This is a genomic window from Sinimarinibacterium thermocellulolyticum (assembly GCF_040327995.1).
Taxonomy (GTDB): domain Bacteria; phylum Pseudomonadota; class Gammaproteobacteria; order Nevskiales; family Nevskiaceae; genus Solimonas; species Solimonas thermocellulolyticum.
On sequence record NZ_JBEPIJ010000012.1, the window covers coordinates 43717 to 57631 of the forward strand.

Consider the following 13915-nt stretch of genomic DNA (forward strand, 5'->3'; position numbering starts at 1 on the left):
CCTCAGGCTGGTGGGGCGACTTGGCGGCACCGCCACATAACCCGCCGGCGCCGCCGGGTGCTCAGTAAAACAGCGCCGCGTAGATCACGAACAACCACGACAGCAGGCCGTGCACGATCGCCCAGCCGATCGATTCGTTGTGCACGTAGCTGATGGCGATCGCCAGCGATGTGCCGAAGCCGATCGCGCGGATGGCCGGTACGCGAATGAACTGCACGCGCGTCTGCCAGGCGGCGTTCGCGCCGCGACCGCCCGGGATGTATTCGCCGCTGCGCGGCCCGTCGTCCGGATACATGCTCACCTCTTCAGTTCACCGAGCGCGGCGCAAAGCGCGGTGCGCGCTTTTCCATGTTGGCGCTGACTGCTTCTTTGTGGTTGCCCCCGAGCAGCAGCTTGAGCTGCAACGCGCTCTCGATGCGAAACGCGCGGCGCTCGGACACCGTCCAACTGCGGTGGAACAGCCGCTTGGCGAGCGCCACCGCATCCGGTGAGCGTGTCGCGATCTGACCGGCGAGTGTGCGCGCCGCGGCCAGCGGATCGTCGCTCACCTCGGTGACCAGGCCGAGTTCCTTGGCGCGCGTACCGCTGAAGCGTTCGCCGGTCATCGTCAGGCGCAGCGCCTGATCCATCGGCAACAGCTCGCGCAGCGTGACGCTGCCGCTCATGTCCGGAATCAGCCCCCACTTGGCTTCCATGATCGATAGGTCGGCATCCGGCGTGGCGAAGCGAAAGTCCGCACCGAGTGCGATCTGCAGGCCGCCGCCGTAACAGACGCCGTGTACGACGGCGATCACCGGCACCGGCAGACGTCGCCAGCAGTAGGCCGCCTCCTGATACAAGTTGGTCTTCTTCACACCCCACTTCATGAAGCTGCGCAGCATGCGACCGCGCTGCCGCCCCCAGGACTTGAAGTCGAGTCCGGCGCAAAAGCCGCGCCCTTCTCCGCGCAGGATCACCGCGCGCACGCTGCGGTCGCGACCGATCCGCTTCGCCGCATCGACGAGGCCGGTGAACATGTCGTAGTCGAGGCCGTTGATCGCCTCGGGGCGGCTCATCACCACCTCGGCGATACCATTGCTCAGTTCGATGCGCACGCGGTCGTTCATGATCGGCGGATCCGGTCGGGAAAGGGGTGATTCTCGCCCAGCACGCCCGGCGCTGCATGACCGCACCGCCGCGAAAAATGCGCATTACGGCCAAGGCCGGGATGGCAAGCGGCGCTACCATCGCGCATCCGAAGCCAGCCTTCTTGAGGGAGTTTTCCTTGGCCAGCCGTCATCCCCAGACGCATCCCTATGCGCATCTGCTGCAACCGCTCGATCTCGGCTTCACCACGTTGCGCAACCGCGTGCTGATGGGCTCGATGCACACCGGGCTCGAAGATCGCAGGAAGAACTTCCCGCGACTCGCGGCCTATTTTGCCGAACGCGCGCGCAATGAGGTCGGGCTCATGGTCACCGGCGGCTTCTCGCCGAACATCGAAGGCTGGCTGTTTCCGTTCGCCTCCAAGCTGACGACGCACGGCGAGGCGCGTGCGCATCGGCAGATCACCGATGCGGTGCACGCCGAGGGCGGCAAGATCGCGCTGCAGATCCTGCACGCCGGCCGTTACGGCTACACGCCGATCTCGGTGTCGGCATCGCGCGCCAAGTCGCCGATCACGCCGTTTGCGCCGCGCGAGCTGTCGAGCCGCGGCGTCGAGCGCCAGATCCGCGCATTCGCGCGCTGCGCGGCGCTGGCGCGCGAAGGCGGTTACGACGGCGTGGAAATCATGGGCTCGGAGGGCTATTTCATCAACCAGTTCCTCGTCGAGCACGTCAACCAGCGCACGGACGCCTGGGGCGGCAGCTTCGAGAAACGCATGCGCCTGCCGGTGGAGATCGTCGCGCGCGTGCGCGAGGCGGTCGGCCCCGATTTCATCATCATCTACCGGCTGTCGATCCTCGACCTGATTCCCAACGGCCAGACCTGGGACGAGACGGTTCAGCTCGCCATCGCGATCGAGAAGGCCGGTGCGACTCTCATCAACAGCGGCATCGGCTGGCACGAGGCGCGCATCCCGACGATCGCGACCTCGGTGCCGCGCGCCGCCTTCGCCTGGCTCACGCAGAAACTCAAGGATCATGTGCGCATCCCGGTGTGCGCCAGCAACCGCATCAACGATCCGGCGGTGGCCGAGGAAATTCTCGCCACGGGTCAGGCCGACATGGTGTCGATGGCGCGACCGCTGCTGGCTGACCCCGAGTTCGTGAAGAAGGCGCGCGAACGACGCGCCGACGAGATCAACACCTGCATCGCCTGCAACCAGGCCTGTCTCGATCACACCTTCCGCGCCAAGACCGCGAGCTGTCTGGTCAATCCGCGCGCCTGCCACGAGACCGAGCTGAACTACGTGCCGACCACGACGCGCAAGCGCATCGCCGTCGTCGGCGCCGGTCCCGCCGGCCTTGCCGCAGCGACCGTGCTCGCCGAGCGCGGCCACAGCGTCGAGCTGTTCGACGCCGCCGCCGAGATCGGCGGTCAGTTCAACATGGCCAAGCGCATTCCCGGCAAGGAGGAGTTCCACGAGACCCTGCGCTACTTCCGCCGCAAGCTGGAGCTGACCGGGGTCGGCCTGCACCTGAACACCTACGTCGATGCGAAGCGGCTGATCGACGGCGGCTACGACGAGGTGCTGCTCGCCACCGGCGTGATTCCGCGCGATCCGAAGATCCCGGGCCAGCACGCCCAGCAGAAGGCCGGGCGCGTGCTCAGCTACGTCGACGTCCTGCAGCACGGCAAGCCGGTGGGCCGGCGCGTCGCCGTGATCGGGGCCGGCGGCATCGGCTTCGACATCTGCGAATACCTGGTGCACGACGGCCATTCGCCGACGCTGGATCTCGACGCTTGGAATCGCGAATGGGGCGTCGACGATCCCGAACGTTCGCGCGGCGGCCTGAGCCGGCCGGAGATCGCGCCGCCGGCGCGCAAGGTCACGCTGCTGCAGCGCAAGGCCGAACCCTTGGGCAAGCGCCTGGGCAAGACCACGGGCTGGATCCACCGCACGCAGCTCAAGATGAAGCAGGTCGAGATGATCGGCGGCGTGAACTACGAGTCCATCGACGAGCGCGGCCTGTTCGTCACGTTTGGCGAGAAACGCGAGAAGCCGACGCTGATCGAAGCCGACACCATCGTGCTGTGCACCGGACAGGAGCCGCTGCGCGAGCTGCAGGCGCCGCTGCAGGCATCCGGCGTGAAGGTGCATCTGATCGGCGGCGCGGACGTCGCCGCCGAGCTCGACGCCAAGCGCGCGATCAACCAGGCGTCGCGGCTGGCGGCGACGCTTTAGCGTCCGGCACGCGTGCGAGCAACACGCCGCCGACGATGAAAAAGGCCAGCAGGGTCAGGATCGCCAGCCGCGGGCTGCCGCTGATCTGGGCGGCGACGCCGACGACGGTCGGCCCGAGCACCGCCGCGAACTTACCCATCATGTTGTAGAAGCCGAAGAACTCGCCGGCCTTGTCCGCCGGAATCAGGCGCGCGTAGTACGAACGCGACAGCGACTGGATGCCGCCCTGCACACAGCCGATCGCGGCGGCCATCAGGTAGAACTGCGTCACCGTCTGCAGGAAGTACGCCCATAGCGTCACGCCCGCGTAGACACCCAGGGCCACGAAGATCGCGCGCCGGGTGCCGATGCGATCGCCGAGCCAGCCGAAGAAGATCGCGGCCGGAAAGCCGATGAACTGCACCATCAGTAGCGCGGCGATCAGGTTGCTCGACGCAAAGCCCAGCTTCATGCCGAAGTCGACCGCCATGACGATGATGGTGTCGACGCCGTCGATGTACAGCCAGTAGGCGATCAGGAACAGCCACACCGGCCGGTGCTGGCGAATCTCGCGCAGCGTCGCCACGAGCTCGCGCCAGCCGCTCTGCCCCGCGCGTGGCGCGCCTTCCGGTACGTTGCACAGCAGCGGCAGCGCGAACAGCAGCCACCACAGCGCGACCATGACGAAGGCCACACGCGTCGCGATCGCGGCGTCGGCGAGGCCGAACCACTGCGGCTTGAGCGCCATCGCCACATTGACCGCGAACAGCACGCCGCCGCCGAGATAGCCGAGACCGTAGCCAAGCGCGGACACGCGATCCATCTCGTGCGGCCGAGCGACGTTGACCAGCAGCGCGTCGTAGAACGACAGACCGCCGAAGAAGCCGATACGACCGACGACGGACAACGCGATCGCCCAGCCCCACTGTCCCTGGCCGACGAGGTAGAGCGCGGCGGTGGAGACCACGCCCATCGCCGTGAAGGCACCGAGCAAGCGCTTCTTCGCCGCGCGACGATCGGCGATGGCGCCCAGCCACGGCGCCAGCAGCATCACGACGATGCTGGCGAGCGTCGCGGTCAGGCCCTGGTAGAGCGTCTGCGTCTGCGGTTCGACGCCGGCCGCCCAGTACTCGTTGAAGAAGATTGGGTAGAAGCCGGCGATCACCGTGGTCGCGAACGCGGAGTTGCCCCAGTCGTAGAGCGCCCAGGACCACTGTTGCCGGCGCCTCGTCATGTCAGATCCAGCCCCAGGACCAGCGCGTCCTCACGACCGCCGTGCGCCGGGTAGTAGCCGCGACGCTCGCCCAGCGGTCGGAAACCAAAACCGGCGTACAGCGCCCGTGCCGCGAGATTGGACTTGCGCACTTCGAGCAGGACCAGATTCACCGCCGCGGCGCGCGCAACCATGATCAGATGCCGCAGCAGGAACTGCGCAAGGCCCCGGCGGCGCTGCGACGCCGCGACGCACAGATTGAGGATGTGCGCCTCGCCGGCCGCCATGCTCATCAGCGCGTAGGCCAGCACCGCGTCATCGCGATCGGTCACCACCCAGGCGCTGTAGCCGACGCGCAGACAGTCGCGGAAGATGCCCTCGGTCCATGGAAAGTCGTAGGACGCCGTCTCGATCGCGAGCACCTCGGGCAGATGCTCGGCACGCATCGGGTGCAGACGCCAGGCGGGTTCGAGCTGCGCGCTCAAGCGGTCTCCGCGAGATGACGGTGGATGCGCTTTAAGTCTTCCCAGCTCTTGGCCTTCTCGCGCGGGCTGCGCAGCAGGTAGGCCGGGTGGTAGGTGACGAAGACCGGCGTGCCGGTCGGACCGTAGCGATGCAGCGGCCCGCGCAGCTTCGACAGCGGCGCATCGGTGGCGAGCAGGCGCTGCGCGGCGACGCGGCCGAGCGCGACGATCAGCTTCGGCTGCACCAGCTCGATCTGCCGATCGAGATACGGCCGACAGGCCTCGACCTCGTCGGCCTCGGGGTCCCGGTTGCCGGGTGGACGGCATTTGACCACGTTGGCGATGAACACCGCCTGATCCGGCGCGGCCTGTTTGCGCGAGCGGCCGATCGCCTTGAGCATCTCGTCGAGCAGCTTGCCGGCGCGGCCGACGAAGGGTTCGCCCTGGGCATCTTCATCCGCGCCCGGCCCCTCGCCGATCACCATCAGCGGCGCCGCCTCGCTGCCGACGCCGAACACCGTCTGCGTGCGCGTCGCGCACAGCTTACAGGCCTGGCAGTCCTTGACCATCGCGCGCAAACCGGACCAGTCGGCCGGCACTTCGCGTGAGCCCGCGGCGAGCGCCGTCGGCACGGCGGCGGGCGGCGCAGGCGCTGCGGTCTTGCGCGACATCGGCTGACGAATCTCGGCGTGCGCTTGCGGCTCTGCAATCGGCGTCACGGCTGCCGGCGCCTGCTGGGCGCCGCGCAAGGCCCAGGTCTCGATCCCGAGCAGTCGCAGGTAGTGCTGGCGGCGGGCCGCGTCCATGGGCGCCGATTGTAGCCGCCGCTCGAAAGACCGCGGGCTACGGAACCGGCGCCGATGCTCAGGCCGCGCGCCGCTGTTCGCGCCGCTGCGCCAGCGCGCGGTTCACCCCGGACAGGATCGCCTTAAGCGAGGCGGTGACGATGTTGGCATCGCGGCCCACACCGAACAGCGGCTTGCCGTCACCGAGCTTCATCTCGATGTAGGTCACCGCGGCGGCATCGGCGCCGGCACCGATCGAATGCTCGTGATAATCGAGCACCGCGATCGGCTCGCCGACGAGCTGCGACAAGGCAGAGATGAACGCATCGATCGGCCCGTTGCCGCGGCCCTTGAGCTTCTGCGCGCGGCCGTCGACGCGGATCTCGGTGGCCAGCTCGACCTCGTCACGGGTCGAATCCTCGACCAGATGGTGCGAGACGTAACCGTAAGGCGCGACCGCGTCGAAGTACTCGCGCGCGAAGATGCGGCCGATGTCCTCGGCGGTCATCTCCTTGCCGCTTTCGTCCATCGCCACCTGCACCACCTGGCTGAACTCGATCTGCAGGCGCCGCGGCAGGTTGAGGCCGTACTCGGTTTCGAGCAGATAGGTGATGCCGCCCTTGCCCGATTGCGAGTTGACGCGAATCACCGCCTCGTAGCTGCGGCCCAGGTCCTTGGGATCGATCGGCAGATAGGGCATCTCCCAGACGTCACCGTCCTTGCGCGCGGCGAAGGCCTTCTTGATCGCGTCCTGGTGCGAGCCGGAAAACGAGGTGTAGACCAGATCGCCGACGTAGGGATGACGCGGATGCACCGGAAGCTGGTTGCAGAACTCGACGGTGCGACGCACCGCGTCGATGTCGGAAAAGTCCAGGCCCGGGTCCACGCCCTGGGTGTACATGTTCAGCGCCAGATTGACGATGTCGACGTTGCCGGTGCGCTCGCCGTTGCCGAACAAGCAGCCCTCGATGCGATCGGCACCGGCCATCAGCGCGAACTCGCCGGCGGCGGTGCCGGTGCCGCGATCGTTGTGCGGATGGATCGACAGCACGATGGCCTCGCGCCGCTCGATGTTGCGATGCATCCATTCGACCATGTCGGCGAAGATGTTCGGCGTCGAGTGCTCGACCGTCGATGGCAGGTTGATGATCAACGGCCTCTCGGGCGTTGGCTCGAACACCGCGCTGACTGCATCGACGATGCGCTTGGAGAATTCCAGCTCGGTGCCGGAGAACATCTCCGGCGAGTATTCGAAGCGCCAGTCGGTGCCGGGATTCTCGGCGGCGAGCTGCTTGATCAGCTTCGCGTGCCGCACGGCCAGTTCGTCGATGACCTGCTCCGGGCTCATGTTGAACACGACGCGCCGCATCACCGGCGCGGTCGCGTTGTAGAAGTGCACGATCGCGCGCCTGGCACCCTCGAGCGCCTCGAAGGTGCGGCGGATCAGCGGCTCGCGCGACTGCGTCAGCACCTGAATGGTGACGTCGTCCGGAATCAGATCCTTTTCGATCAGATGGCGGATGAAGTCGAACTCGGTCTGCGAGGCGCTGGGGAAACCGACCTCGATCTCCTTGAAACCGATCTTCACGAGCTGCTCGAACATGCGCAGCTTGCGCGTGCGGTCCATCGGCTCGATCAGCGCCTGATTGCCGTCGCGCAGATCGACACTGCACCAGATCGGCGCCTTGGAAATCACCGCATCCGGCCAACTGCGGTCACGCAAATGCACCGGCTCGAAGCGGCGGTATTTGATGGAGGGATCTTTCAACATCGGCATGGCAAGGTCCTCGCCGGGTTGACGGCTCTGCGACGCAAGCGGCGTGGGCAGGCTCGTCGGAGGGTAAGGGTTGGGGTTTGCACGGTTTCGGCCCCGTGCGCGGCGCGGCGCGTATGGTCTGCCTTACGGCAGAAGCAGGCCAAGACCGCGGGACAGAGCCGCAGTGCGAAGGATGGATTGGCTGCAGACGAAGCGCATGGCCAGCGAATATAGACGATGTGCGCCAGCGCTGCCAATCCCGCTCGCAGGCCGCGCGGTACCGCTCAGGCCAGGGCGCTCGTTCGGCGGTAGCGCCGCCACAGCGTCAGCGCCGGCCCTGACAGCGTGTAGCCGAAAAAGCCCCAGAACAAGACGTTCGGCGGGTTGATCAGGATCAGCGTGAAGATGCCGACGAACAGCACCATGTACAGAAACGGTCCGCGCCGCGACAGCTTGACCTGCTTGAAGCTCGCGTAGCGGATGTTGCTGACCATCAGGAGCGCGCAGCCCAGTGTCAGGATCGACGCTGGCAGCAGCGCGGTTTCACCGTCCAGGCCCCAGCTGTGCGCGGCCCAGACGAAGAACACCACGGTGGCCGCCGCCGACGGGCTCGGCAGGCCGAAGAAATCCTTGTTGCTGCCGGCGATCGCGGTCAGCACGTTGAAGCGCGCCAGGCGCAGCGCCGCGCAGGCGGCGAACAGGAAGGCCAGCGCCCAGCCGAGTTTGCCGCCGAGCCACTTGTATTCGGAGAAGTGATGCAGGCTGAAGGCATAGACGACGATGGCCGCGGCGACGCCAAAAGCGACCATGTCGCACAGCGAGTCGTACTCCTTACCGAAATCGCTCTGCGTGTTGGTCAGCCGCGCGATGCGGCCATCCAGCCCGTCGGCGACCATCGCCGCGAGTATGCCCGCCGCCGCCGCCTCGAAACGCCCACCCATCGCCTGCACGATCGCGTAGAAACCGCCGAACAGCGTGCCGGTGGTGAACAGGTTGGGCAGTAGATAGATGCCCTTGCGGCGGGACTGGGCAGTGGCGGGCATGGCGTTCGATTCGTTCATGCCCGCCAGTTTCCAGTTTCCAGTTTCCAGTTTCCAGTCACGGACGGGCTCGTTCCGCAAAATGGAAACCGCTGACTGGAAGCCCAGCCGCAGGCTTCAGTTCTTTTCTTTGTCGACCAGCTTGTTCTTGCCGATCCACGGCATCATCGCGCGCAGCTTGGCGCCCACCTGTTCGATCGGGTGCGCGGCGTTGAGGCGACGCATCGCGGTCATTTCGGGATACCCGAGCTTGCCTTCGGCGATGAAGGCCTTGGCGTACTTGCCGGTCTGGATGTCGTGCAGGGCCTGCTTCATCGCCTTGCGCGATTCGGCGTTGATGACCTTGGGACCGGTCACGTACTCGCCGTATTCGGCGTTGTTGGAGATCGAGTAGTTCATCGTCGCGATGCCGCCCTCGTACATCAGGTCGACGATCAGCTTGAGCTCGTGCAGGCACTCGAAGTAGGCCATCTCCGGCGCATAGCCGGCCTCGACCAGGGTCTCGAAGCCGGCCTTGACCAGCTCGACCGCGCCGCCGCAGAGCACCGCCTGCTCGCCGAACAGGTCGGTCTCGCACTCGTCCTTGAAGGTGGTCTCGATGATGCCGGAGCGACCGCCGCCGATCGCCGAGGCGTAGGACAGCGCCAGCTCCTTGGCCCTGCCGCTCGCGTTCTGATAGACCGCGATCAGGTCGGGAATGCCGCCGCCCTTGACGTACTCGCTGCGCACCGTATGCCCGGGCGCCTTGGGCGCGACCATGATCACGTCGAGGTCCGCGCGCGGCACCACCTGGTTGTAGTGGATCGCAAAGCCGTGCGCGAACGCCAGCGCCGCCCCCTTCTTGATGTTGGGCTCGATCTCGTTCTTGTACAGCTCGGCCTGGAACTCATCGGGCGTCAGCACCATGACGACGTCGGCCCAGGCACAGGCCTCGGCGACGCGCTTGACCGTCAGGCCGCCGGCCTCGACCTTCTTCGCACTGGCCGAACCCGGACGCAGCGCCACGACGACCTCGACGCCGCTGTCCTTGAGGTTCAGCGCGTGGGCATGGCCCTGCGAGCCATAGCCGACGATGGCGACCTTCTTCGACTGGATGATGGAGAGGTCGGCGTCTTTGTCGTAGTAGACGTTGATGGACATGTCTTGGCTCCGCGAACTGAAGTGAACACTGACGAACACGGCCACGCGGCCGCGTACGGGACATCAAGCCGGGACTGCGAGCACCGCGTGACCGCGCTGCATCGCGGCGACGCCCGAGCGCACCAGTTCGAGGATGCGACCGAGCTTCTCGATCTCGCCGACGAAGGTGTCGACCTCCTGCCCGGTACCGGCGAGTTGGATCATGCGCGTGCTCTCGGACTCGTCGAGAATCGCCGCGCGATGCCGGCGCACACATTCGACGATGCTGCGCGCCGACTCGGCGTCGGTGACCTCGACCTTGAGCATCAGCAGCTCGCATTCGAGATGATCGGTGCTCGACAGATCGACGATCTCGACGACGTCGATCACCTTGCGCGCCTGCTTGATGATCTGCTCGATCACCGCGTCCGAGCCGCTGGTCACCAGCGTCAGCCGCGACACCGCCGGATCGTGCGTGGGCGCGACCGACAGCGAGTCGATGTTGTAGCCGCGCGACGAGAACATCGCCGCGACGCGCGCCAGCGCGCCGGCCTCGTTCTGCAGCAGGATGGAGATGATGTGACGCATCGCGGATCGGCGCGGTGTATCCCCGGGGGCGCGCATCATCGCTTTGCTGCACTGCGAAATCAAGCTAACATCGCCTGATTTTCTTCATCGCCGCACGGAGCCGCCGCCCCGATGAACGCCGCCGCACCCGCCGTCCGCCACCCGCTCGCAGGCCGGATCCTGACCGGCGCGGAGATCGTCGTACAGATCCTGGCGGACGAGGGGGTCGACGTCGTATTCGGCTACTCCGGCGGCGCGATCCTGCCGACCTACGACGCGGTGTTCCGCTACAACGCCGAACACCGCCGTGCCGACGGCAGCGATCCGATGCCGCTGATCGTGCCGGCCAACGAGCAGGCCGCCGGCTTCATGGCCGCCGGTTACGCGCGCGCTTCGGGCAAGGTCGGTGTGTGTCTGGTCACGTCCGGCCCCGGCGCCACCAACACGGTGACGCCGGTGCGTGACTGCATGGCCGATTCGATCCCCATCGTCGTCATCTGCGGCCAGGTGCCCACCGCCGCGGTCGGCAGCGATGCGTTCCAGGAAGCGCCGATCAGCTCGATCATGGGTTCGGCCGCCAAGCACGTGTTCCTCGTCACCGATCCCAAGCAGCTCGAAGCCACGGTGCGCACCGCCTTCGAGATCGCGCGCACCGGCCGCCCCGGCCCGGTGGTGATCGACATTCCCAAAGACGTGCAGAACTGGTCCGGGCCGTTCCGTGGACAGGGCGTGCTGCCCATCCCCGGCTACCGCGCGCGGCTCAAGGCGATCCAGGACAATCGCATCGGCGAGGAATCCGCGGCGCGCTTCTTGGACATGCTGCGCCAGGCCAGGCGCCCGCTGATCTACGCCGGCGGCGGCGTGATCCACGGCGAGGCCTCGGCGGCGCTGCGTGAGTTCTCGCAGACGTTCGGGATCCCGGTGACGACGACCTTGATGGGCATCGGCTGCTACGACACCACCGACCCCTTGTGTCTGAAGATGCTCGGCATGCACGGCACCGCCTATGCCAACTACGCCACCGACGACTGCGATTTTCTGATCGCGGTGGGCGCGCGTTTCGACGATCGCGTCGCCGGCGTGCCGGCCAAGTTCGCGCGCAGTGCCAAGTGGATCGCACACCTGGACATCGACCCGTCCGAGATCAACAAGGTCAAGCGCGTGCACTGGCATCACGTCGGCGAACTGGTGCCGGCGCTGGCGGCACTGCGCGAGTACGCGCTGGCACAGGGCTTCAAGCCGGACTACGCCGAGTGGCACGCGCACATCGCCGATCTGAAGAAGACCTACGCGATGAACTACGAGCGCGGCGGCCATCACATCCAGCCGCACGCGGTCATCGAAGAGATCAACAAGCTCACCAAGGGTGAGGCCATCGTCGCCACCGGCGTCGGCCAGCACCAGATGTGGGCTGCGCAATACTTCGACTTTCGCCAGCCGCGCCTGTGGCTGACCTCCGGTTCCATGGGCACGATGGGCTTCGGCCTGCCGGCGGCGATCGGCGCCGCGTTCGCACGGCCGGGCAAGATCGTCATCGACATCGACGGCGACGCCAGCATCCGCATGAACCTCGGCGAACTGGAAACGGTCACCACCTATGACCTGCCGGTAAAGATCGTCGTGCTCAACAACTTCGGCGACGGCATGGTCAAGCAATGGCAGCGTCTGTTCTTCGACAGTCGCTACGCCGGCTCTGACAAGAGCCTGCACCGCAAAGACTTCGTCAAAGCCGCCGAGGCCGACGGCTATCGCTTCGCGCGGCGCGTCGAGGAAAAAGAGCAGCTCTCACAAACTATCGCCGAGTTCATCGCCTTCGACGGCCCGGCCTTCCTCGAGGTCATCATCGACCCGATGGCCTCGGTCTACCCGATGGTCGGCCCCGGCATGTCCTACGAGCAGATGATCACCGGCGACTGGATTCCGTCGCGCAGCGCCGTCGCGCCGGAAAAGGTCGACGTGACCTCCACGCAGATGTTCTGAACCCGAGCCGTTTGGCGGCGACGTCGCGGCCAATGCGGCGGCGCGGGCGGCCAGACCCGCAGATCACGATCCCGAGCTTCCACCGTCATGAGCACCGACCACATCCTGACATCCGTCGAAGACCACGTCCTGACGATTCGCCTCAACCGCCCGGAGAAGAAGAACGCGCTGACGCAGGCGATGTACACGCGGCTTGCCGAAGTGCTCGGCGGCGTCGATGCCGACAAGAACGTGCGCGCGGTCCTGATCGCCGGCACCGACGACTGCTTCTGCAGCGGCAACGACCTGCAGGATTTCCTCAAGCTGCCGCCGGCCGGCCCCGACGCACCGGTGTTGCGCTTCATGCGCACGCTCGCCGGCGTTGGCAAGCCGGTCGTCGCGGCGATCAACGGACCGGCCGTGGGCGTCGGCACGACGCTGCTGTTTCACGTCGATCTCGCCTACGCCGGCGAATCCGCGCGCTTTCACCTGCCCTTCGTCAACATCGGCATCTGCCCCGAGTACGCGTCGAGCCTGCTGCTGCCGCGCATGATCGGCCACGTGCAGGCGGCCGAGCTGGTGATGTTGGCCGAGCCGTTCACCGCGGCGCGGGCGCTCGATGCGCGCCTGATCAATGCGGTGCTGCCGGATGCCGAGGTGTTTGCGCATGCGCGCGCCAAGGCGCTGCGGCTGGCACAGCAGCCGCCAGGGGCGCTGCGCACCACCAAGATGTTGCTCAAGCGCTGGACCGATCCACGCGTCGATGAGGCCATCGGCTTCGAGGCCGAGCATTTCATGGCGATGCTGCAGGGGGCCGAGGCGCGCGAGGCGCTCACCGCCTTCCTGCACAAGCGCAAGCCGGACTTCTCCGCGTTCTGTTGAGGGCGTGAAGGTTTCAGGCGCTTTGATCGTCTGGGAATGGCCGGAGGCGACGCAGACCCGGACGATTCATTGACGCCGGCGTCAGGTTTTTGCAGCATCATTGGCGTGGACCGCCCTGCCGATGCTGCGGGCGTGAACCGGTGAAGACGACCATGCCCACCCCGCCGCAAGGCAAGCGCGCTCGCAACAAGCTGGCCAATCGCGCCGCGATTCTCGAAGCGGCACGTCGCTGCTTTCTCGAACACGGCTACGAGGCGGTGACCATCCGCGACGTCATCCGCCTCTCGGGCCTGGCCGCGGGCACCTTCTACAACTACTTCCCGGACAAGGCGTCGCTGTTCCGCGCACTGATCGAGGCGCGGCTCGGCGAGCTGCAGGAGCAGATCCATGCCGCGCGCGAACGCGCGACCGACATCGAGTCCTTCTTCTACGAGTCTTATCTGGCGACGCTCAAGATCGTACGCAGCGACCCGGCATTCTTCGCCCTGATGTTCCGCAACGAGCCGGTGCTGCGCTCGTTCTACAACGACAATTTCTTCGGGCTGATCATGGCCTCGCTCAAACTCGACCTGCAGGATGCGATGGTCCGCGGCGTCGTGCCCGAGCTCGATGTCGATGCGCTGACCGCGATCAGCTTCGGTGCCGGCTACGAGCTCGCGCGGCTGATGGTCCAGGATACCCGTCGCCGTCCCGAGGATCTGGCCCGCACGGTCACCGACCTGCTGCTCAACGGCATCAATAGGAGCGCCGACCGTCCCAAGCTGATCCGCCTGGGTTCGCGCCTGCTCGGCGGCGCCGCGCGTTAGTCAGCGCGCACACAGAC

Annotated in this window: 13 protein-coding genes; 4 read left to right on the forward strand and 9 right to left on the reverse strand. The window is 66.6% G+C overall.

All coding sequences use genetic code 11. From position 1 onward, the window contains the following. Positions 1-61 precede the first annotated feature (61 nt). Complete coding sequence (locus ABSH63_RS11150; protein ID WP_352889891.1) at positions 62-295, reverse strand: hypothetical protein; 234 nt, start codon at positions 293-295, stop codon at positions 62-64. Positions 296-305: 10 nt separating this feature from the next. After that, positions 306-1106, reverse strand: a complete 801-nt coding sequence (locus ABSH63_RS11155; protein ID WP_352889799.1) for a crotonase/enoyl-CoA hydratase family protein — start codon at positions 1104-1106, stop codon at positions 306-308. A gap of 101 nt (positions 1107-1207) precedes the next feature. Here ABSH63_RS11155 and ABSH63_RS11160 point away from each other — a divergent pair, with 101 nt between their 5' ends. After that, positions 1208-3328 (forward strand): oxidoreductase, encoded by a 2121-nt coding sequence (locus ABSH63_RS11160; RefSeq protein ID WP_352889800.1) that lies wholly within the window; start codon positions 1208-1210, stop codon positions 3326-3328. Here the strand turns inward: ABSH63_RS11160 and ABSH63_RS11165 are convergent. The 7 genes from ABSH63_RS11165 to ilvN all read right to left on the reverse strand — a co-directional run bounded on the left by ABSH63_RS11165 (position 3294) and on the right by ilvN (position 10272). Continuing rightward, positions 3294-4541 (reverse strand): MFS transporter, encoded by a 1248-nt coding sequence (locus ABSH63_RS11165; protein WP_352889801.1) that lies wholly within the window; start codon positions 4539-4541, stop codon positions 3294-3296. The two genes, ABSH63_RS11160 and ABSH63_RS11165, sit on opposite strands and share 35 nt — an antisense overlap. Beyond that, entirely contained in the window at positions 4538-5005 is a 468-nt protein-coding gene (gene rimI, locus ABSH63_RS11170; protein WP_352889803.1) for a ribosomal protein S18-alanine N-acetyltransferase, read from the reverse strand. The genes ABSH63_RS11165 and rimI overlap by 4 nt, the downstream gene beginning before the upstream one ends. Then, positions 5002-5790, reverse strand: a complete 789-nt coding sequence (locus ABSH63_RS11175; RefSeq protein ID WP_352889804.1) for a uracil-DNA glycosylase — start codon at positions 5788-5790, stop codon at positions 5002-5004. Before ABSH63_RS11175 ends, rimI begins: the two co-directional genes overlap by 4 nt. Positions 5791-5848: 58 nt before the next feature. Further along, positions 5849-7540 (reverse strand): 2-isopropylmalate synthase, encoded by a 1692-nt coding sequence (leuA, locus tag ABSH63_RS11180; RefSeq protein ID WP_352889885.1) that lies wholly within the window; start codon positions 7538-7540, stop codon positions 5849-5851. A 269-nt stretch (positions 7541-7809) separates the two neighbouring features. After that, positions 7810-8586 (reverse strand): CDP-diacylglycerol--serine O-phosphatidyltransferase, encoded by a 777-nt coding sequence (gene pssA / locus ABSH63_RS11185; RefSeq protein ID WP_352889806.1) that lies wholly within the window; start codon positions 8584-8586, stop codon positions 7810-7812. Between the two features lie 96 nt (positions 8587-8682). Then, positions 8683-9699, reverse strand: a complete 1017-nt coding sequence (gene ilvC / locus ABSH63_RS11190) for a ketol-acid reductoisomerase (RefSeq protein WP_352889887.1) — start codon at positions 9697-9699, stop codon at positions 8683-8685. Between the two features lie 69 nt (positions 9700-9768). Then, entirely contained in the window at positions 9769-10272 is a 504-nt protein-coding gene (gene ilvN / locus ABSH63_RS11195; RefSeq protein ID WP_352889807.1) for an acetolactate synthase small subunit, read from the reverse strand. Between the two features lie 111 nt (positions 10273-10383). Between ilvN and ilvB the strand changes: the two genes are divergently transcribed. The 3 genes from ilvB to ABSH63_RS11210 all read left to right on the forward strand — a co-directional run bounded on the left by ilvB (position 10384) and on the right by ABSH63_RS11210 (position 13898). Further along, complete coding sequence (ilvB, locus tag ABSH63_RS11200; RefSeq protein WP_352889808.1) at positions 10384-12231, forward strand: biosynthetic-type acetolactate synthase large subunit; 1848 nt, start codon at positions 10384-10386, stop codon at positions 12229-12231. Positions 12232-12318: 87 nt separating this feature from the next. After that, positions 12319-13092, forward strand: a complete 774-nt coding sequence (locus ABSH63_RS11205) for an enoyl-CoA hydratase (RefSeq protein WP_352889810.1) — start codon at positions 12319-12321, stop codon at positions 13090-13092. 152 nt (positions 13093-13244) lie between these two features. Further along, complete coding sequence (locus ABSH63_RS11210) at positions 13245-13898, forward strand: TetR/AcrR family transcriptional regulator (RefSeq protein WP_352889811.1); 654 nt, start codon at positions 13245-13247, stop codon at positions 13896-13898. Positions 13899-13915: the final 17 nt, after the last annotated feature.